This window comes from Pelosinus fermentans JBW45 (genome assembly GCF_000271665.2).
GTDB classification, from domain to species: Bacteria; Bacillota; Negativicutes; order DSM-13327; family DSM-13327; genus Pelosinus; species Pelosinus baikalensis.
Window position 1 is genome coordinate 4272360 of record NZ_CP010978.1, and the last position, 20477, is coordinate 4292836.

19 protein-coding genes are annotated in these 20477 nt (G+C 39.5%); 3 read left to right on the forward strand and 16 right to left on the reverse strand.

Annotated elements, in window-relative coordinates:
• Positions 1-12: 12 nt before the first annotated feature.
• The 14 genes from JBW_RS18885 to JBW_RS18950 all read right to left on the reverse strand — a co-directional run bounded on the left by JBW_RS18885 (position 13) and on the right by JBW_RS18950 (position 16535).
• Positions 13-936: a YbbR-like domain-containing protein gene (locus tag JBW_RS18885; RefSeq protein WP_007961609.1), complete on the reverse strand. Its 924-nt coding sequence runs from the start codon at positions 934-936 to the stop codon at positions 13-15.
• A complete protein-coding gene (cdaA, locus tag JBW_RS18890; protein ID WP_007961606.1) occupies positions 936-1754 on the reverse strand; it encodes a diadenylate cyclase CdaA in 819 nt (272 codons plus the stop codon). The genes JBW_RS18885 and cdaA overlap by 1 nt, the downstream gene beginning before the upstream one ends.
• Positions 1755-1914: 160 nt before the next feature.
• On the reverse strand, positions 1915-2988 hold the full coding sequence (locus tag JBW_RS18895) for a branched-chain amino acid aminotransferase (protein ID WP_007961604.1): 1074 nt from the start codon (positions 2986-2988) through the stop codon (positions 1915-1917).
• Positions 2989-3228: 240 nt separating this feature from the next.
• A complete protein-coding gene (argH, locus tag JBW_RS18900) occupies positions 3229-4644 on the reverse strand; it encodes an argininosuccinate lyase (protein WP_007961603.1) in 1416 nt (471 codons plus the stop codon).
• Positions 4641-5855 (reverse strand): argininosuccinate synthase, encoded by a 1215-nt coding sequence (locus JBW_RS18905; protein ID WP_007961602.1) that lies wholly within the window; start codon positions 5853-5855, stop codon positions 4641-4643. The genes argH and JBW_RS18905 overlap by 4 nt, the downstream gene beginning before the upstream one ends.
• Before the next feature lie 132 nt (positions 5856-5987).
• Complete coding sequence (argF, locus tag JBW_RS18910; protein ID WP_235334029.1) at positions 5988-6935, reverse strand: ornithine carbamoyltransferase; 948 nt, start codon at positions 6933-6935, stop codon at positions 5988-5990.
• A gap of 41 nt (positions 6936-6976) precedes the next feature.
• Complete coding sequence (locus tag JBW_RS18915) at positions 6977-8167, reverse strand: acetylornithine transaminase (RefSeq protein WP_007961600.1); 1191 nt, start codon at positions 8165-8167, stop codon at positions 6977-6979.
• Between the two features lie 43 nt (positions 8168-8210).
• Complete coding sequence (gene argB, locus JBW_RS18920; RefSeq protein WP_007961599.1) at positions 8211-9095, reverse strand: acetylglutamate kinase; 885 nt, start codon at positions 9093-9095, stop codon at positions 8211-8213.
• 12 nt (positions 9096-9107) lie between these two features.
• A complete protein-coding gene (argJ, locus tag JBW_RS18925) occupies positions 9108-10313 on the reverse strand; it encodes a bifunctional glutamate N-acetyltransferase/amino-acid acetyltransferase ArgJ (RefSeq protein ID WP_007961597.1) in 1206 nt (401 codons plus the stop codon).
• 31 nt (positions 10314-10344) lie between these two features.
• Positions 10345-11376 carry an N-acetyl-gamma-glutamyl-phosphate reductase gene (argC, locus tag JBW_RS18930; RefSeq protein WP_007961592.1) on the reverse strand — a complete coding sequence of 344 codons (1032 nt, stop codon included), beginning with the start codon at positions 11374-11376 and terminating at the stop codon, positions 10345-10347.
• A gap of 138 nt (positions 11377-11514) precedes the next feature.
• Positions 11515-13830 carry an HD domain-containing phosphohydrolase gene (locus tag JBW_RS18935; RefSeq protein ID WP_007961591.1) on the reverse strand — a complete coding sequence of 772 codons (2316 nt, stop codon included), beginning with the start codon at positions 13828-13830 and terminating at the stop codon, positions 11515-11517.
• Between the two features lie 353 nt (positions 13831-14183).
• Positions 14184-14693, reverse strand: a complete 510-nt coding sequence (locus JBW_RS18940; RefSeq protein ID WP_235334031.1) for a YbaK/EbsC family protein — start codon at positions 14691-14693, stop codon at positions 14184-14186.
• A gap of 136 nt (positions 14694-14829) precedes the next feature.
• Positions 14830-15687: an AmmeMemoRadiSam system protein B gene (gene amrB / locus JBW_RS18945; protein ID WP_007961582.1), complete on the reverse strand. Its 858-nt coding sequence runs from the start codon at positions 15685-15687 to the stop codon at positions 14830-14832.
• Between the two features lie 131 nt (positions 15688-15818).
• Entirely contained in the window at positions 15819-16535 is a 717-nt protein-coding gene (locus JBW_RS18950; protein WP_235334033.1) for an N-acetylmuramoyl-L-alanine amidase, read from the reverse strand.
• 198 nt (positions 16536-16733) lie between these two features.
• Here JBW_RS18950 and JBW_RS18955 point away from each other — a divergent pair, with 198 nt between their 5' ends.
• Positions 16734-17498 (forward strand): transglycosylase domain-containing protein, encoded by a 765-nt coding sequence (locus JBW_RS18955; RefSeq protein ID WP_007961580.1) that lies wholly within the window; start codon positions 16734-16736, stop codon positions 17496-17498.
• Positions 17499-17627: 129 nt separating this feature from the next.
• Here the strand turns inward: JBW_RS18955 and JBW_RS18960 are convergent, their stop codons facing one another.
• A complete protein-coding gene (locus tag JBW_RS18960; protein ID WP_007961579.1) occupies positions 17628-18284 on the reverse strand; it encodes a hypothetical protein in 657 nt (218 codons plus the stop codon).
• Between the two features lie 801 nt (positions 18285-19085).
• On the opposite strand from JBW_RS18960, the gene JBW_RS18965 reads away from it, so the two are divergent.
• Positions 19086-19331, forward strand: a complete 246-nt coding sequence (locus JBW_RS18965; protein ID WP_007961577.1) for a hypothetical protein — start codon at positions 19086-19088, stop codon at positions 19329-19331.
• Between the two features lie 503 nt (positions 19332-19834).
• Here JBW_RS18965 and JBW_RS18970 read toward each other — a convergent pair.
• Complete coding sequence (locus JBW_RS18970; RefSeq protein ID WP_036682252.1) at positions 19835-20065, reverse strand: hypothetical protein; 231 nt, start codon at positions 20063-20065, stop codon at positions 19835-19837.
• 261 nt (positions 20066-20326) lie between these two features.
• On the opposite strand from JBW_RS18970, the gene JBW_RS25440 reads away from it, so the two are divergent.
• Positions 20327-20470 (forward strand): hypothetical protein, encoded by a 144-nt coding sequence (locus tag JBW_RS25440; protein WP_007961574.1) that lies wholly within the window; start codon positions 20327-20329, stop codon positions 20468-20470.
• Positions 20471-20477: the final 7 nt, after the last annotated feature.

Consider the following 20477-nt stretch of genomic DNA (forward strand, 5'->3'; position numbering starts at 1 on the left):
GCCATATTTCTATCATTGCTGTTTGATTACAGTAATATTCACTTTTATAGTGTTTCTACTATAGGTAACGCCTTCTCGTACCTGCAGTTTTCCTTCCACTTCCACATCTTTATCAATTCCATCCAAGCTAATCGGTTCGGTATAAACTGCATCAATTTTGTCTATGATTTGGCGGCTACCGCTGACCTCTATTTTATTTGGGTTCGTAAGAATTTGTTTTAGCGCAACATCTTTTGCTAACTGTCCTGTCATATTCGGTTTAATATCAACGGTCTTTTTAACGACACTGGGGACAAAGAATAAAGAAACATACATACTATTGGGCTTCATTTGCAGACCTTCTCCTACGCCCTTACCATTGTGATCTAACAACTTCAAGGGAACCCCTAAAGTGAAATCCTCGCTTTTTCCTGCCACGTCTACATAGGCTACAGCTTTAGCCGCTGTCTCTAATAGACCTTTGGGTCCCACCACAACGACATTCTGAGAGCTGTAGGTTATTTTGTCTACGATGATATCAGCAGGTGGTGCACCGCTTAATTTCACTTCCACGGGAACCTGCCGGCTGACAATGCTGTCTAAGTGAAAAGTAATAGGATCAGGACTGACTTCCACCACTTCAATACTTGTGGGAATCGTGGTATGCACTTTGGCGGTATTAACGCCTTCTGATAAACCTTTTAAATCAACGTATGTCTTGATATCCTGTTTCGCAAGTCCGGCAATAATCGTCCTTGGCCCTCGTACTCTGATTCGAACCGAGTCAGGAACATCCACAGCTACAACGGTGCTAGAAAGATTGCGTACTTCCAGAGGAATCTCCATATTTATTTCTACAGGAGGATTTTGTTCATTCATTACGAAAATCCATAAAATAATTGCACAAATGAGTGCTATAATTTTTGCTGTCATATTTTTCTTTGGAAGTCTATCCATTATGAATACTGCCTCCAGTTCAAGAAGTTGCCGAAGGTGTGATTTTTACTGGTAAACAACGGACGTATTTTTTCTTTTAATGACTCTGCATCCAGATCTCGTACCAGTCTCCCACCTCGGGCTAGGGAAATAATTCCTGTTTCTTCACTCACGATCACCACTGCCGCATCTGACTGCTCCGTAATACCAATCGCGGCTCTGTGTCTTGTACCCAATTCTTTATTCAAACTTCGATCTTCCGTCAATGGCAGTAAACAGCCTGCTGCCATAATTCGACTTCCTCTTAAGATGGCTGCCCCATCATGCATAGGGGTATTAGGAATAAAAATATTAATTAAAAACTCATTGGAAACAAGACCATCTACTTTGATTCCGGTTTCAATATAATCACTAAGACCGGTTTCTCGTTCTAGTACAATAAGAGCGCCAATTTTATTTTTAGCTAGCACAGCTACAGCTTTTCCTAGTTCATCTAATAAACTTTCTTGTTCCTGTTCATCCAAGAACACACTTTTCTTGAATAAATTTCCTCGACCTAGTTGTTCTAAGGCACGTCTAAGCTCTGGCTGAAAAACAATCGGCAAGGCTACCAAAACGACTGTCATGGTTTTGTTCAATAACCAGTTGATCACATTAAGTCCCAGCCATTTACTGATAACGGTGGCAATTAAAAGCACAATCAGCCCTTTCAGTAAAGCCAGAGCTCTTGTGTCGCGGATCATGACATACAGCTTATACAAAACAAAAGCCACTATGACCATATCCAGAAGATCTAATAAACTAATCGTAGAGATAATTCCTTGAATTTGTAGCAACATACGCCAAACTCCTCATCATAATCGTAAGAATAATAACAATAAATATTAATTTATTCTACCCAATATTACGGAAAACCTTTAATATTTCCACTTATAAATAAAAAAATAATACCTCAGAGTGTCAGAGGTATTATTTTGGACATTTTTTTTAATTTTTAATCTATAATTTGGTTACTTCGTCAACCCAGCCAAATGTATCTTCCACTTTACCATATTGTATGTCTGTCACGGTATCAAATAACTTTTTGGCAAAGTCTCCTGTCTGATTCTGATTAATCGTAATCTTTTTACCTTTCCAGGACAATTCTCCAACAGGAGAAATAACAGCTGCTGTTCCTGTACCAAAGACTTCTTCCAGCTGCCCTTTCTCGTGGGCTGCAAAAACTTCTTCCACCGAAATGCGGCGTTCTGAAACTTTTACACCCCATGCCTTCGCCAATTCTAATACGGTTCTTCTTGTCATGCCGCCTAAAATGCTGCCAACTAAATCAGGAGTAATCAATTCTCCGTTAATTTTGAAGAAAATATTCATGGTACCGACTTCTTCAATGTATTTACGTTCTACAGCATCGAGCCACAATACTTGAGCAAAGCCTTCTTTTTTAGCTTCTTCTTGTGCTCTTAAGCTCATCGCATAATTGGCAGGAGTTTTTGCTTCTCCTAAGCCGCCTAAGGTAGCACGTACGTATTTGTCTTCCACTTTAATGTTTACAGGATTGAACCCTGCCGCGTAGTAAGCACCTACTGGTGATAATAAGATAAATAATTTATAGGTATCTGATACTTTTACCCCTACATACGGATCAGTAGCAATAATAAAAGGTCTGATATACAAAGCTGTACCTACTTTGGTTGGTACCCATGCTTTATCTACTTCAATTACCTTCTTTAAACCTTCGGTCACCACATCTATATCAATATTTGGAATACACAGAGCATCTGCAGAACGATTGAACCGTGCCAAATAATCTTTCGTGCGGAAAACAATAATCCGATCATCTTCCGTACGAAATGCTTTCATTCCTTCAAAAATTGCTTGCCCATAATGAAAAACCATTGCCGCCGGTAAAACAGAATATTCATTATAAGGAATAACTGCCGGATTGTGCCACCCATTTTCAGGATCATAATCCATCGTAAACATATGATCGGTAAAATATTTGCCAAACCCTAGCTGTTCCTCAGGCGGCATTATCCCAAGTGTATTGCTTTTTGTAAATGCGATTTCAGTCATAGTAGAGTGCCTCCTTATTATTTAAGAAAAACGCTGGCAGTCCTTTTCACCACAAAAGCGCATAGGACTACCAGCATACTCTGCGCCTTTGCAGTTTCATTGAAGAAAGATCTCACAAACATCAACTTCTTAATGCAACAGACAGACCCCTAGCCGTCTTAATGGAATGTAAGAAAGCAGCTGCTTTCTTACTCCAAAAACGCTTTACAGGGTCTGCTACATTGCTCTAATTTATGGTTATTATATATTGCCTTTTGTATACATGTCAAGTACACTTTGCTGCTTCTTTAAGATATCCTGAGCTACCGTAAATTGCTGTTTTACTCCAGTGGACGAAGTTCCACCATAAGAATTCCGAGCATCTACACAAGTTTCCACTTTTATGGCTTCAAGAATATCAGTTTCAAATAGAGGGGAAAATTCTTTAAACTCAGCTAAGGATAAATCCATCAGCCACTTATTAGCCCCCAGGCAATAAGCCACAGACTTTCCTACGACTTCATGAGCCTGACGGAAAGGCAAGCCTTTTTTCACCAGATAATCGGCCATATCCGTAGCATTGGAAAAATCGTTGCGTACTGCGGAGCCCATAACTTCTTCATTTACCTTCATTGCTCTTAACATCGAAGCATATACGCTTAAACTAAATTTTAATGTATCAATGGTGTCAAACATACCTTCTTTGTCTTCCTGCAAGTCCTTATTATAGGCTAATGGCAACCCTTTGGCTGTGGTCAATAAGGCCATTAAATGACCAAAAACCCGCCCGGTTTTCCCACGGACCAATTCTGCCACATCGGGGTTCTTCTTCTGCGGCATAATGCTAGAGCCAGTACAATGACTGTCATCTAATTCAATAAAGGAAAACTCTGTTGAAGACCATAAAATAATCTCTTCACTGATTCGGCTAAGGTGCATCATGAGAATCGAGGCAAAGGATAAGAACTCTAAAATATAGTCTCGATCGCTCACTGCATCCATACTATTTTCATATACTTGGCTGAAATTAAGCTGCTCTGCCACAAAGTGTCTATCAATGGGAAAAGTAGTACCAGCTAAAGCTCCTGCCCCTAATGGCAGAATGTCTGTTCCTTCCCATACACCTTTTAGTCGTCTAAAGTCACGGGTTAACATGGAAAAGTACGCCATCATATGATGAGAGAACAAAATAGGCTGTGCCCTTTGCAGGTGAGTATAGCCAGGCATAACCACACCTTGGTGTTTTTGCGCCACTTCCACAATGGCCTGCTGCAAATCCTGCAGCAAGGTACCAATCGCTGCAATTTCGTGTTTCAAATACATATGAGTATCTAAGGCAACTTGGTCATTACGGCTGCGAGCGGTATGAAGTTTTCCCCCCACTGCTCCAATGCGTTCTGTTAAGCGCTTTTCAATATTCATATGGATGTCTTCCAAGGATATTTCAAAACTAAAATTACCAGCTTCAATATCTGTTAATATGGTTTTAAGTCCTTCAATAATCGTATCTGCTTCTTCCTTGGCAATAATGCTGCACTTGGCCAGCATCGCAGCATGAGCAATGCTCCCTGCAATATCTTCTGCGTACATACGCTTATCAAAAGAAATGGAGGAGGTAAATTCCTCCACCATTACATCTGTATTTTTGGCAAATCTACCGCCCCATAACTTACTCATTTCTTTTCCGCCTCTTTCAGCATTAGTGCTCTGACTTTTAATGGCAAGCCGAAAAGGTTAATAAAGCCTTCTGCATCTTTCTGGTTATACACTTCATCACGACCAAAGGTTACGAATCCTTCATGGTATAAAGAGTATGGAGATTTAGATCCAGCACTCATAATATTACCTTTGTATAATTTCAAACGAACCGTACCGGTCACCGTCTGCTGCGTGGAATCAACAAATGCGTCCAAGGATTCTTTTAATGGAGAAAACCACATGCCATCATATACAAGTTCTGCATAGCGAATCGCGACTTGTTCTTTATAATGCATCGTTGCCCGATCCAAGGTCAAATATTCTAATTCCCGATGTGCATAGTACAAAATAGATCCGCCTGGATTTTCATATACGCCGCGAGATTTCATACCTACCAAACGATTCTCTACGATATCTGTAATCCCGATACCATGCTGGGCACCAAGAATATTTAATTTCTCTAATAGTGCTACGGCACCAAGTTTTTCACCATCAACGGCTACTGGAATACCTTTCTCAAAGCAGATGTCTACATAAACCGCTTTATCCGGTGCATTCTCAGGAGATTTTGATACCAGATATACATCATCCATTGGTTCATTTGCTGGATTTTCTAAATCTGCACCTTCATGGCTCAAATGCCAGATATTACGATCCATGCTGTAAGGACGGCTTTTTGCTACGGGAATAGGAATGTTGTGTTTTTCAGCATAATCAAAGGCATCTTCACGGGAACGAATATCCCACAGTCTCCAAGGAGCAATAATTTTCAAATGAGGTGCTAATGCTTTTACGGTAAGTTCAAAACGTACTTGGTCGTTACCTTTACCTGTCGCACCATGGGCGATGGCATCTGCCCCTTCTTTTTCCGCAATGGCGACTAAGGCTTTCGCAATAATCGGTCTCGCAAAAGAAGTACCTAACAAATATTTCCCTTCATATACAGCACCAGCCTTCAAAGTAGGCCAAACATAACTTTCCACAAACTCTTGTTTTAAATCTTCAATATATACTTTACTGGCTCCAGATTTAAGGGCCTTATCGTGTACAGGTGCTAGTTCATCCCCTTGACCGACATCCGCACACATAGCAATTACTTCGCAGTTATAGTTTTCTTTCAGCCACGGAATAATAACCGAAGTATCCAATCCTCCAGAATAGGCTAATACTACTTTTTTAATTTCACTCATTTTTGTAATCCCCCTTGTTTTAAATTGTCGTTTCTATATTGAGCAGTTTGTAAAATTAAAATGATGTTAGCATTACGATGCTAAGGTCGCGTAGCTTACATAAATCTTTTTACAAAGATTTGGTGCGCTGCTTCATTTTCCCATTAATAAAACCATAATTGCTTTTTGTACATGCAAACGATTTTCTGCCTGATCGAAGACAACAGATTGCTTGCTTTCCAGAACTTCTTCCGTAATTTCTTCCCCTCTGTGGGCTGGCAGGCAGTGTAAAACGATGGCATCTTTTTTGGCAACATTCATTACGTTTTGATTGATCTGGTAATTGACAAATACTTCTCGTCTGTCTTCTTGTTCGATCTCCTTGCCCATACTTGCCCATACATCGGTATACAACACATCTGCATCTTTAGCAGCTTCAAGAGGATCTTCACACAATACAATCTTACTGCCAGTCTCGGCTGCAACGGTTAAAGCCTCCGCTACAATAGCAGCATCTGGTTCATAACCTTTTGGTGTAGCAATGGAAATATCCATACCGACTTTTGCACAAGCCTGCAACAAGGAATTTACCATGTTGTTGCCGTCACCAATATAAACCATCTTTAACCCTTGCAGCCTTCCTTTATGTTCTAAGACCGTAAATATATCTGTTAACGCTTGGCAAGGATGCATCAAATCTGTGAGAGCATTAATCACTGGTATCGTAGCAAACTGAGCCAGTTCGATCACTTCATCATGGGAAAAAGTGCGAATCATGATACCATCTACATACCGTGATAATACACGGGCAGTATCTTTGACAGGTTCCCCTCGGCCAATTTGCATATCATTGGCATTTAGAAATAACGCTGCACCGCCTAGCTGCCACATACCTACTTCAAAAGAGACTCTGGTACGGGTCGATGCTTTTTGAAAGATCATTCCCAGCGTTTTTCCTTTTAGCAAATGATGCTGTTCACCGTTTTTCAACTGTGTTTTTAGCGTTTTAGCCAAGTCCAATATGTCATTGATTTCTTTTGTCGACAAATCATGAATAGATAATAAATCCTTCACCTCTATACCCACAACAATAACCCCCATACATAGTTATATCATCCTTGCAATATAACTTTCTTTTATTCTTATATTTCAGCCAGCACTGCATCCAGCACAGCCAATACTTCATCCACATGAGCACGCTCAATGGTAAGCGGTGGAACAAATCGTAATACATCACCTGCGGTGCAGTTGATAATCACACCTTTTGCCAAACAAGCATTTACAATATCTCTGCCGGGAAGAGTTAACTGCGCCCCGAGCATCAGACCTTTGCCACGTACCTGGGTAATTAACTTAGGATACTTAGCTTGTAAGACTAGCAAGCCTTTTGCAAAGTAGTTTCCTAATTCTTTGGCATTTGCCAGCAATCCTTCTTCCTTAATCGCCAATAGTACAGCATTAGCAGCCGCACAAGCCAGTGGATTACCGCCAAAGGTGGAACCATGGTCACCGCTGGTAAAAACAGAAGCTACTTTATCACTGGCAATAAACGCACCAATGGGCACGCCGCCTCCTAATCCTTTTGCTAATGTGACGATATCAGGGACAATGCCATATTGCTCATAAGCAAACATCGTACCAGTACGTCCCATACCTGTTTGGATTTCATCGAGTATAAGCAGTATTTCCTTTTCATTACACAACTGGCGTACTTGCTGTAAATACGTTTCATCCGGCATGTTGATGCCGCCTTCCCCTTGAATGGGTTCAAGAAGAATCGCACAAGTTTTTTCCGTTACAGCAGCTTTAAGAGCCTCTATATCATTAAAAGGCACATAGTTAAAGCCACCAGGCAGAGGTTCGTACCCTTTCTGATATTTAGGCTGGGCAGTGGCAGTAAGAGTCGCTAACGTTCGCCCATGAAAACAATGCTGAGCACTAATAATCTCGACTTTATCTGCATTTATTTTTTTTGCATACTTGCGAGCTAGTTTTATGGCGCCTTCATTGGCCTCGGCACCGCTGTTTGCCATAAAAACTTTCCCCAGACCACTGACTTTCGCTAAACTTTCCACCAATTTTGCCTGCACTTCTGTGTAGTATAAATTGGAGCAATGAATCAATTTTCCAGCCTGCTGGCTAATCGCTGCCACTAAGGCAGGATGCCCATGGCCTAGCACATTTACTGCAATACCAGCTAGAAAATCCAAGTACTTCTTACCGTCATTATCATACACATACGGACCCTCACCGTGTGATAATGCAATGCTATAACGGGCAAATACCGGCATGTAATTGTCATCAACGGTTTGAATAATCTCTTGTGTTTTCATATCGTTACGTCCTCCTTCATGTAATTTTTTTTCAAACACCCTTTTATTTTACAACCTGTGTACCGATACCTTGAGAAGTAAATATTTCAAGTAATATGGAATGAGGCTGTCTTCCGTCAATAATATGTGTTTTTCCAGTGCCACCCTGCAACGCTTTGATGCATGTTTCTACCTTAGGAATCATGCCGCCTCCGATACTTCCTTGTGCGATCATCTGTTGGGCTTCCTCAAGAGATAAAGAGGAGATAAAGGAGCCTTTATCTTGATAATCGCGATAAATCCCTTCTACATCTGTTAACATGATTAGTTTTTCGGCCCCCAGAGCACCTGCGACTTCGCCCGCTACATAATCGGCATTAATGTTGTAGCTTTCACCGTTTTTCCCTACTCCAATGGGTGCAATAACAGGAATGTAACCGCTGTCGATAAGGGTATTGAGTATATTGGTATTGATTGATTCTACTTCTCCCACAAACCCAATGTCTACCATGCTGATTCCACCATTTTCATGTACTTCAGCAAAATGTTTTTTTGCAAGTATCAAGTTGGCATCTTTCCCGCTTAAGCCTACTGCTTTGGATCCATGGCGATTCAGCAAGTTCACAATTTCTGTATTAATTTTACCAACAAGCACCATTTCTGCAATGGATACCGTTTCTTCGTCTGTTACCCTAAGACCACTGATAAACTCTGTCTTTTTACCGAATTTATTTAAAACACTGGTAATTTCCGGACCACCGCCATGAACAACGATGGGTCTCATTCCTACATATTTTAATAATGTAATATCTTGAATTACACTATTTTTCAATTCACTATTAATCATGGCATTACCGCCATATTTAATTACCACTGTTTTGCCATAAAAATCCTGCATATATGGCAAGGTTTCAATTAATACGGCAGCAGTTTCCAAGGAATTTTTCACATTTCTACCTCCTTATGTATGGTATTCTCCGTTAATTTTTACATATTCATAAGAAAAATCACAAGTCCACATCGTAGCTTCTGCTTGGCCTAATCCTAAGTCCACAACGACTCTAATATCATGTTCAGCCATAATTTTTTTTAATTCAAGTTCGTCAATTGTAACACCTAGACCTTGTTTTACAATGGTCAAATCACCAATGGACAAGGATATTTTAGTAGGATCTGCCGCTGCTTCTGAATAACCTACAGCACATAAAATTCGTCCCCAATTGGCATCTTCACCAAAGAATGCGGTTTTAACCAAAGGTGATTTCGCAATCGCCATGGCAGTCTTTTTCGCATCGGCAAAACTGGCAGCTCCTGTTACATTCAGTTCCAAGAACTTTGTTGCACCTTCACCGTCAACAACAATTTTTTTTGCTAAATAAATGCATACTTCTGTGAGTATTTTTGTAAAGGCAGCGTAATCCTCATTCTTAGTCTCAATCTTTTTATTGCCTGCCAAGCCATTTGCCAGTACGGTTGCCATATCATTCGTACTAGTATCTCCATCTACAGAAATCATATTAAACGATACATTCACAGCATCTGTCAACGCTTGTTTCAGCAGAGCCGGAGCAATAGCAGCATCCGTTGTAATAAATGCCAGCATCGTAGCCATATTAGGGTGAATCATTCCTGATCCCTTGGCAATACCAGCAATACGTACAGGCACACCACCTAGCTTAAATTCATAAGCACAATGCTTTTGGAACGTATCCGTAGTCATAATCGCCTGGGTAGAATAATCTTGTTCATCTGGACCTAACTGGGCAACAGCTGCTTTTATGCCCGCTGTTACTTTCTCCATTGGCAGTGTCACTCCAATAATACCTGTAGATGCCACTAAAACATCTTCCTTTGGTATGCTTAGAAGATCGGCTGTAATTTGAGCCATCGCATTGGCGTCAGAAAGTCCCTGTTCACCCGTGCAAGCATTGGCACATCCAGAATTCACAACAATCGCAGAAGCAATACCGCTTTCAAAAGCTAAACGAGATACAGCCACTGGAGCTGCTGCCATGGTATTTGTCGTACATACTCCTGCCACACTAGCAGGTACTGTACTGTAAATGACTGCTACATCATGTTTACCGCTCTTTTTTATCCCTGCCTGCACTCCAGCAGCCTTAAATCCTTTAGGTGCTGTAATACCGCCTTTAATTTCTGTATACATGTAAGAAACCTCCTTATAATTCCAAGCTAATTCAAGGGTATAACGCAACTTGCTTTAAGCCGCTGCCTTCGTCCAAACCAAACATTACATTTAAATTCTGTACAGCCTGACCTGCTGCACCTTTTACTAAATTATCAATCGCCGATACCACAATGACTCTGTTGGTACGAGAATCGATGTGCCAGCCTAAATCACAGAAATTAGACCCTCGCGTATGCTTCACAGCAGGATACCCGCCCCGTCCTAAGAGCCTGATAAAGAATTCTTGACCATACATCTCATAAAATGCCTGATCAACGTCTTCCGGTTTTACTCCTTCTTGCAAGGCAGCATAGCAAGTACTCAAGATTCCTCGTGACATGGGAATCAAATGAGGTGTAAAGCTGATCAGAGAATCCTGACCGGAAATCTCCTGTAATGCCTGTTCAATCTCAGGTGTATGACGATGCCCTGCAATACTATAAGCTTTCAGATTTTCAGACATCTCTGCCATATGAACGTTCTGACTGAGTCCGCGTCCCGCACCGGAAACGCCTGATTTAGCATCTACTACAATATTTTTAGTATCAATTAAATGGGATTTTGCCAAAGGAGCCAAGGCTAAAATACTAGCCGTAGTATAACAACCTGCATTACCTACAATACTGGCCGTCTTGATTTGCTGACGATATAGTTCTGTCAGCCCATATACCGCACCGGAATTACGGTGAGTATGTTCTACTTTATACCAAGCTTCATATATGGATTCATCACGAAAACGATAATCAGCTCCTAAATCAATCACTTTTATGCCTTGCTCTGCCAATGGTCTGCCAATTGCCATGGCATGACCATGAGGCAAACCAATAAATACCGCCTGACTATCAGCAAATTGGTCAAGATCGTTCATGCTCGTTAATTTTTTATCATAAAACCCCGCCAGATGAGGATATATTTCTGCAATGCTCGTACCCGTGTGACTTTCTGAGGTAATCGCAGCAACCTCTACTTCTGGATGATTGCTTAAAATACGTAATAATTCCGCTCCAGCATACCCTGTTGCACCGATAACGCTTACTTTCATTACCGTCCCCCCTTATAATGTTATAATTATACATTATACATGCATAATAATGCAATAACTTTTTTACGCTACTTGCTCTTATTTCTCGAATGATTTAGGATGATCCTGTCCACCTTATTATTCTCTTTCATTATAAAATCATGATTCGATTCTATTTTTTTCATCACAAGCTCCCATGATCTCACAGAACTTTTCAATAAGCATAGGATCAAATTGTGTTCCTGCACAGCGTTTTAGTTCCTCAATTGCTTTGTCATGAGGCATACCCTTGCGATAGGGACGATCATTTGTCATCGCATCATACGCATCGGCAATTGCAAGAATACGGCACTCAATGGGAATATCTTCACCTGCAATACCTAATGGATAGCCAGTGCCATCCCACCATTCCTGATGCTTCAAAATCCAATCGGCAATCGAAGTAAGATCCGGTGCGGATAAAGCAATCCGCTGACCGATTTCACAATGCCTTCGCATTTCCATCGCTTCCTCAGGAGTGAGTGGCTCTTCCTTCATTAAAATTTTCTCCGATATACCTACCTTCCCAATATCATGAAATTGAGCTAAAAGACGCATATCACGTATTTTTCTTTCCGATAGACCCATTGCCTTAGCAAGACTTGATACCATATCCTGTAGGCGATCTCCGTGACCATCGATAATAAAATCCCGTTCTGCCAGAAGATTGACAACGGTTTGTACAATTGCACTGCGTGCCTTTTGTCCGCGGTGCAGCTTTTCTCGATACATATTATTATCTGCTTCTTTAAATAGCTCTCTCATCGTCATAGAAGGTCCGCTGCTGATAGCAAATCCGATGGATAAACTAACGGGTACATCCTGATTTGATTCATTATTCATCCGGATTCCATTTTTTAATCGTTGACAAGCTTCTTCCATGTGCTCTCTTGTAATATTCTCCATAATTACAACAAATTCATCACCACCGACTCTTGATACCACATCACCATCACGGAAGCTATTCTTAAAAATACTGGCAGCATTAATGAGCATTTGGTCGCCGCTTTCATGACCCAATGTATCATTTACTAATTTTAAGCCATCCAAATCACATACCATTAAGCCGACTACCCCACTGCGGCGCATGTCTAAGCGTCGTATTTCTTCTTCAAAATAGGATCTGGCATATAGCCCTGTAAGTGAATCGTGGAAGGTCACATAGCGCAGTCGCTCTTCTGTTTTCTTGCGCTCTGATATGTCATGAGCAATAATAAAGAAAAATTGTTTTGTCCGCAAGCCAATGAGAGTCATGCGAACTTCCACATCTCGAATCTCCCCATTGGCTAGTCGATGCTTAAACTCCCACTGTCCGCTTTTTTCCTGAAATGCTTTCGTAAGCACCTCTCGTAATTCAGTTGTGGAAAGAAGATTAAGATGAGTGATCTTCATTTGTTTAAAGGTTTCTAGTGAGTAGCCATAGAATTTTTGAGCAGCTTCATTGGCATTTAAAATGTCGTAGGTCTCTGGGTCCACAAGATACATGATGACCTCTTGTTTGGTAAACATTTGCCGAAATTGCTCTTCGCTTTCTATTAAACTTTCTTCACTGCAATGAAGGGATGTTTGGACTTCTCGATAATAAATTAAAAACCATACTAATGCAGCGGAGCAAATCGCTAGGAATCCGCCAACCAGCCAAATCCAGATAAAGGCTGGGCTATATCGTTCCCAGCCTTTAGTTGGTACAGCAGCTAACTGCCAAAGGCCATTGGAAACTTTTACATTTACAATCACTGGATTTTCTAAGAAGATTCCTTCCTCACCCCAAAAGACTCCGCCATCTTTACCAAGTCCATCACGACCGCGTACAGCAAACTTCAGCATAGACGACTGATCATATAGTCCGGCTTCTGCAAACAATCGTTCTTGAGACAAGGCTAAGCTAACCTGTCCCCAATAAACCGCTTCGGTTTTACCTTGGGGAGTCCAATAAATGGGCGTACGACTAACAAGTCCTACTCCACCTTCAATCAGCTGAATGGGACCTGCAATGATCATACTTCTACTCTCTATCACCTGCTGCAACGCTCTATTTTGATCTGGCAGTAAAGACAAATCGATTCCAATCATTTTTTCGTTACCATCCAAAGGATAGATGTGAGTAATTTTATTGTTCTGAATTAAGGTAAAATTATTTATTCCAGAAAGTTGAGGCATAAATTCTGCACCAAACCGATTCACCTCTTCTTGGGTAATCTTGTGCTGAGGATCCATTTCAAGGCGAGTCAATATAAAAGCAATGAGTCCCTTTTCAAGAAACAGCCTCGCATACAATCCACCTTCTAATCTAGCCTGGCTAGCTCTCAACTGACCTAACACTTCTGCCCGGACCTTTTCTTGATATTGCTGTTGTTCACTCTTTGTAAAAACATACACGCCAAAAAGAATGGTAGCCATAGTTAGGAAAGCTAAAAAAGAAGCTTTTAGTTTCATTTTCGCCTCCACAACAATTTATAGTCTCTGCTGTCATTTAAATCGAAAGTTAAGGTCACGACGTTTGATAGAATATTGATAGAATTAATAAGCTGTCGCACCATAAGCTCTATTTTCGACAATTTTCCCTAAAACCCTGCGTTTTTTTCAGGCAAAAAAATAGTATGCCATTGGTTTTATTCTCATGAAAATGAAGGAACCACTCTACATGAAGAGTAGTTCCTAAACTGAAATTTATCATATGTGTTATACAATAAACTAAAAGTATCCGTGCTTCATACTTCATATCAACTACTAGCCATTATTATACAATATCTTCCTAGGCAATGACAAATATAAGTGATAAATCGATTTTAACAACAAACGTCGATAATTTTGGCTCCTGTAATTTCACATAAACGATCTGGCCTCACAGGCAGGGCAGAATTAGCAGTCCCTGCAGCTGCATACACCGTATCAAAATCCCATAAACTTTGATCGAGATACAAGGGAATATCGCTTATTAACCCAATCGGTGATACACCACCTGGTAAAAAACCAGTAGCATCTTCCACTGTCTTCGCATCTGCAAAACGAATTTTTCTAACCTCTAATTCTTTGGCTAATTTTTTTGTATTGATCTTCTTATCTCCACAAGTTACTACTAATACAGGTTGTCCATCTGCAAGAAATACCAAGGTTTTAGCAATTTGTGCTGGCGCAACTCCTAATGCCTGAGCAGCTAAATCCGCTGTATGCGTACTTTTATCAAATAAAACTATTTCTAAGTCAGGATAGTGACTTACGAATTCTTTAACACGTTCTAATGACATCGCTTCTTCTCTCCTTTTATAAGCAACAACATGAGCAGGCGTCCAAATCATTTTTTAATGATTATATAAAAAATAAATTCCTGCATTATATTGTATCATATACCTTTATTTTCATTATAGCAAATACTCTATAATCTAAAAGATTATAGAGTATTTGACCGCCATTTCCATATTTCCTTCTCCATTCTCAATGCTTTGTACTGGGTGTCTCTTTTGGCTTGTGTTGAAGGGTGATTAAGGATACACCGTAGCCAATACCAAGGGGTGCCTCATAGGATAGGGTTTCTCCTGTAGCATTAAGACCACCCACCACTCCCATTAGGAAAAAGATCGACCGCAAGCTGCATTCTTTTGCAGCAGCTACTACCTCTCGGTCCATTTGTAATAGTGCTTTTATATTTAGCTTTTCAACTGCCTCCATAACCTTGTGGTCAAATTCACGCCCCTTAGCATGATCACTTAATGCATCATCGGCTGGTACGCAATGAGACAAGTTACCAGAGGCAATGACTGCAACCCGTTTATCTACAGATCCAATCGCAGCTTGCACAGCTTTGCCAAAGGTATACACTTCTTCATAGGATAACATCCCTACTGAAATATGTACTAATTGCCCTTTAAACCCGGCTTTCGTCAAGTAATAGAGAGGTACGAGTGCTCCATGATCTAATTCTAAACGGATTCCACGATTCTTGGCTTCATCATCCGTCAATTCGACGATATTCACACCTAAGCGATCGGCTTTTTTTAATATATGTCGCACAAGTAATCCATCTGTTTCAAATCCTAGAACAACATCAGGAGTACCAAAAGCGGCAAAGCTTCCTTTAAGCCTGGGATGAACACTGATACTTACAGCATCTTCAAACGCAGGACCATGGGGTGTAATTAAAATAATCGTTTGAGGATTGTATTCCTTAATCTTTTTTGCAGCTTCCGTAGCAGCAGCAATTGTATTTTTTATTTTATCCAGCTCGCCATTCCCCACTTCAGGAATCATACTAGAAGGATGAGGCATAAGAGCACAAATTTCTAAATTTTTCATATAACGCTCCTTTTCGTCTTTAGAAAATACTAATCATCGCCTGAATCTACCATGCATCTTAAACATCACGTCCAAAGGATACGCGCAGCTGTAACCACTGCTAAAATTGATCTCTCCTGCACTACTCTTCTTTATCTTGCCGCATTTTTATAGAAATGATACGCCAATGCCTTTGCAATATTCTCCACCATCTTCTGTTGGTATTGATCATCTGCCAATAAAGATGCTTCTTCCTGATTGGTTAAATATCCTGCTTCAACTAACACACCTGGTATATTGATTTCATTCAATAATAAAATGTGCAAATCCTCTTTTACCTGACGTTTATTTCCTGGGGGAAACTCTTTTAATACATGCTGCAACCGTGTTGCTAATGCCTTATTCATTTCAAATTTAGGATTATAAAATACTTGTGCACCTGATAAACTAGCTCCTCGATATGCATTGCAATGAATGCTTACATACAGCTCTGCACCTGAATGATTAATGATTTTAGCACGTTCTAATAAATCATTGCGTTTACCGCCCTTACCTTTCGTATAATAATCCACATCGGTTTCTCTTGTGAGTATAACCTTCGCTCCATATTGCTGCAGAAGGCTCGCTAATTTTGTAGAAATGGTTAAGGTAATCTCTTTCTCATCTACGTTATTCGCATTTGCCCCACTATCAATGCCACCGTGCCCAGGATCAAGCGCAATCGTATGCCCAGCCAACACTGACATGTCCACATTTTCGAAATCATCGCCTATTATATACTGCATTGCTAAAAAATGAAGTACAACCATAGTAACGCTTAACATGATGACTCTCTTCACACTGGCTTTTCGAACCAAAATGAGTCTCATATACACGAACAACTCCCTGCTTTCAAAAACTCCTCTATCCGATGACTAAGCCGCTCTAAGAATAAGGATAAGTGCGACCAATCAAGTCTTCTTTATATCCTTATGCTTCCCTTTTTAGAATTATACAAGGAAAGCATATATAGCCAAACCCCATATAGTGAGGTAAAATAACACTAATGACATATAAGGAGGCTACCAATGAGGTTTCGTAGATTGATATTACTATCGATACTATTATTTGCTCTATCCTTTGGATGGGCTGGCGGCACCGATTACATAACGGGACTTCTCCCTGCGCTCCCCTCATCCCAAAGAATAGCTACTCATTTAGCAAGTTCATGGGAACGCACCTATCGCATGATTGCCCTAAAAAGTGCTGTCAATGAAAAACTCAATAAGACAAATTATATTACCATACAATATATTCCTCTAGTCATGCAGCAAAGTATTATTGCAGTAGAAGACAACCGGTTTTACCGCCATTACGGCTTTGATATTGAAGGTATCCTAAGAGCCATGTTAGTCAATATGCAAGCAGGAGGCTTCTCTGAAGGCGGCAGTACGATCACACAGCAACTGATTAAGAACTTATTTCTTACCCAAGAAAAAACCTATGGCCGCAAGGCCGAAGAATTTATTCTCGCCATGAATATGGAACTGCGGTATTCAAAGGAAGAAATCTTAGAAATGTATTTGAATACCATTTACTTTGGATCTGGTGCCTATGGCATAGGGGATGCAGCAAAAATTTACTTTGACAAAGCGCCTGTTAATCTTACGTTAGCAGAATGTTCTTTATTAGCAGGTCTCCCCACCGCTCCTTCCCTTAATTCTCCATACGTGGATTTTAATGCAGCAAAACAAAGACAAGCCATTGTGCTATCTGCAATGGCGCGGCAAGGATATATCGGTCCCCAAACAGCAGAAGAAGCAAGACTTACGCCGATTAAACTGGCGAAGTAATTGATGTTTTTTACACTATTCTTTGCAATCAGCAAAATAAAAAACTAAAATATATTAAACGAGTGGAATCACAAAGACGCAAAGGACACAAAGTGATCTAAAAAAAAAAAGAGGCCAACGGCCTCTTTTTTAGTTAAAATAATTTTTGATAGGTTTCCATTCTGGGTTGCTTGTATCCATATTGTCATGTACTGTCGTGCGTGAAGCGCGTTCAATGATAAATTCCCTAATATATGTATCTTCATCAATATTCTCAATATCTTTAATCAGACGACCTTCATCTTGGATGTTGAAGGCAACCAATGTATAATATTTACCGCCTGACAATTCTCTAATGAGTATGCCCATACCTACAGGGGACTCCCCTTCTTGGAAATTTCGGCTTATTGAGCTGTGAGTTGCAAAAAAATTAGCTTTTGGTGCTTTTGTCAAAGCATATACTTCGGGGAAGTATAATTTAAACTCTTTAATTGTAATTGGCATATCTGGAGTAAACCGCTGGGCTGCCACTACTGCATCAGGCTTATTATTTGCATACATGACTTCCATCTGTACACCTATTCCATTGCGGCTAAAAGAATAACGATACGATGCAGCTTTTGCTTTTTTAAAACCTTTTTCGTCCCAATCGGCTCTTGTCCACAACTGATTGTCAGAATCAATCACCAAGCGATAATCTCCATATTGTTGTTGAATCGAAACTTTGTTGTCATCCAAGCTAGCAAAAGCTACGCTAGAAAGCATCAACAACATTGAAAAAACTAGCATTACTATGATTTTTCTCATAAACTAACCCCTTCCATTCTTATATCATTACTCTTTATTATTATACCTTACCTGCCATATTTCCTGCTACACAGAAGAAAAACACTCCTACATCTCGATGATGTAACTCTTCAACCCTATTCAGTTTTTGGGAGAGTTATGACCTCTCCCAAAAGGTATTATACCAAAAGCTGGTTGGATTTTCCAACGGCTTTTTTCTTTTATTATGCAGAGTGTCCCCTTCTATAAAATAAAAAAATAACCGCCTTACTTCATTAAAAAAAGCAAGGCGAATTTTAATAATAAGAGCAAATACTGTCTTTAAACGCGATCCGAATGAGTTAGCCAATAGATACACAAAGCAGTTACTACGATGATAATAAGTCCTACTTCAAGCGCATCAGGCACATCCAGCCACATTCTCTCCCCTCCATTATTTTGAATCCCCTTCTTATATACATACTTTATTTATCATTTTTTATAACGTAATCTTCAAATAAAAAACAACGCCTTTAAAGTCATACTCGTATAAAGCAATTGGAACCACAAAGACGCAAAGGGGTTTTATTTATTTTTTTGTGCATTCCTTTGTGGTTCATAATATCTGACCTTTTCCGCACCTAAAAACTTATACTTTCTATGCTTATAAAAAGGGCCGCCCATAAGCGTTTTTTTTGTTTCACATAATTTCACTCTGTTTTATATGATAGATAATTATGGAATATAACGAATCGGTACAAAATGAATACTCCTGAATATATTAGGAGTATTAACACTGAAGGATTAGGAGTATTAACACTGAAGGATTAGGAGGGAAAGCCAATGAATTGCAATATAATCCCTAATGGAATTCCAAATCTTGAGGAATTAGAAAAAAAGGCTTGCAAAACAATTGAATTTCCTAGATTAGCTACAACTACTGGTAATGCGATTGCATTGTTCACAATGCTCGTGTTAAAAGAAATCCTTAAACAACAGTCTGCTAATCCAATCGACAATTTGACTAATATTATTTCAATCTCCAATAGCATTGCTGATTTAAATAGCAGTATAAAGATCATTCAATAGAAAAGCAACGCACACAAATACACTATTTCTATAGTATCGACCCAGCCAATGTCCCTCTGCAAGAAGGAACGTATTCAGGGGATATGTTCCTTCTTGCAGAGGGAGTTTTCCTTTTGCAATACTATGAATTGTTTGCTTTTATGTATAAGAAAAAGCGCCCCGGAGGACGCCCATAAATCTACCAACAGTGATCATGCTTGCAACCACAATTACAACACAAGCAGCAATTCTCAAAACAGTGATGGCATACAGGACATTCACGACATTCTAAATCACATTCGAAATGGCATCTTGGGCATCTACGACGACACTTTGAGCACTTTTTGTGGTGATCACAGCAATCCCGATCAGAATTAATACTCATTCTTTATCAAGCCTCCTTATCGTATTTATTACATAATATGTTGCTTTTATAAAAAATGTCCCTCGAGTGAAGAATAAGAACCTTTGACATTCTTATCCTCTAAAAAACAAAAACGCCCTACAGGACGCTTAGTTTTACATTATAATTCTGGAAAATCATCAATCTTATCCATATCTTTTAAACGTTGTATCGCTTCAGCTCGTGTTGTTCCAATAATTTTACCTTGCTTTGTTTTTAAGTTTAAGAAAAAGAATCCACTATCAGATACAATAAGTGCTGCAGTTTTGTCTCTACTAAATATTGGGGTAGTAAGACCATTACTATCACGACTTATGATAATTACCTCCTTTATAATTTCTGATAATTCCAAATATATCTCTATATTATTCAATAAAAGATAATATTATCCTTCAAATATATTAAAATTTTTACAATTTAGTAATTAATTTGTAAAAATACCAAATATTGCGCCTGTAGAATTTTACTTTTGCACATCATCATCAAAAAAAGAACCTAATCGGCTTTTTACATAATAAACAGTACCAATATTTTTTAAAAATACATACACTATAATGTGGAGTCTACGTAATTTGCACTTCATCAATATTTCACCTCGAAGGGAGGTGATTATATGGTTATTGACTTCGACGAACGAAAATTTAGAAATGAAATTAAAAGTATAGCTAAAAAGTATGGAGCAAAGTCTAACGATGCTGAAATGGTAGCAACGATGGCTTTGTCAGTTGTAATGAAATCAAGCAAACCTGTGAAATAATACGTTT

Bases quoted from the DNA above. Each gene is read 5' to 3' on its own strand.
- JBW_RS18895 (WP_007961604.1), bottom strand. From the start codon at position 2,988: ATGACTGAAATCGCATTTACAAAAAGCAATACACTTGGGATAATGCCG.
- JBW_RS18915 (WP_007961600.1), bottom strand. From the start codon at position 8,167: ATGAAAACACAAGAGATTATTCAAACCGTTGATGACAATTACATGCCG.
- JBW_RS18885 (WP_007961609.1), bottom strand. From the start codon at position 936: ATGGATAGACTTCCAAAGAAAAATATGACAGCAAAAATTATAGCACTC.
- JBW_RS18965 (WP_007961577.1), top strand. From the start codon at position 19,086: ATGAATTGCAATATAATCCCTAATGGAATTCCAAATCTTGAGGAATTA.
- argC (WP_007961592.1), bottom strand. From the start codon at position 11,376: ATGAAAGTAAGCGTTATCGGTGCAACAGGGTATGCTGGAGCGGAATTA.
- cdaA (WP_007961606.1), bottom strand. From the start codon at position 1,754: ATGTTGCTACAAATTCAAGGAATTATCTCTACGATTAGTTTATTAGAT.
- argF (WP_235334029.1), bottom strand. From the start codon at position 6,935: ATGGGGGTTATTGTTGTGGGTATAGAGGTGAAGGATTTATTATCTATT.
- JBW_RS18955 (WP_007961580.1), top strand. From the start codon at position 16,734: ATGAGGTTTCGTAGATTGATATTACTATCGATACTATTATTTGCTCTA.
- argJ (WP_007961597.1), bottom strand. From the start codon at position 10,313: ATGTATACAGAAATTAAAGGCGGTATTACAGCACCTAAAGGATTTAAG.
- amrB (WP_007961582.1), bottom strand. From the start codon at position 15,687: ATGAAAAATTTAGAAATTTGTGCTCTTATGCCTCATCCTTCTAGTATG.
- JBW_RS18960 (WP_007961579.1), bottom strand. From the start codon at position 18,284: ATGAGAAAAATCATAGTAATGCTAGTTTTTTCAATGTTGTTGATGCTT.
- JBW_RS18940 (WP_235334031.1), bottom strand. From the start codon at position 14,693: ATGATTTGGACGCCTGCTCATGTTGTTGCTTATAAAAGGAGAGAAGAA.
- argH (WP_007961603.1), bottom strand. From the start codon at position 4,644: ATGAGTAAGTTATGGGGCGGTAGATTTGCCAAAAATACAGATGTAATG.
- JBW_RS18935 (WP_007961591.1), bottom strand. From the start codon at position 13,830: ATGAAACTAAAAGCTTCTTTTTTAGCTTTCCTAACTATGGCTACCATT.
- JBW_RS18905 (WP_007961602.1), bottom strand. From the start codon at position 5,855: ATGAGTGAAATTAAAAAAGTAGTATTAGCCTATTCTGGAGGATTGGAT.
- JBW_RS18950 (WP_235334033.1), bottom strand. From the start codon at position 16,535: ATGAGACTCATTTTGGTTCGAAAAGCCAGTGTGAAGAGAGTCATCATG.
- JBW_RS25440 (WP_007961574.1), top strand. From the start codon at position 20,327: ATGGTTATTGACTTCGACGAACGAAAATTTAGAAATGAAATTAAAAGT.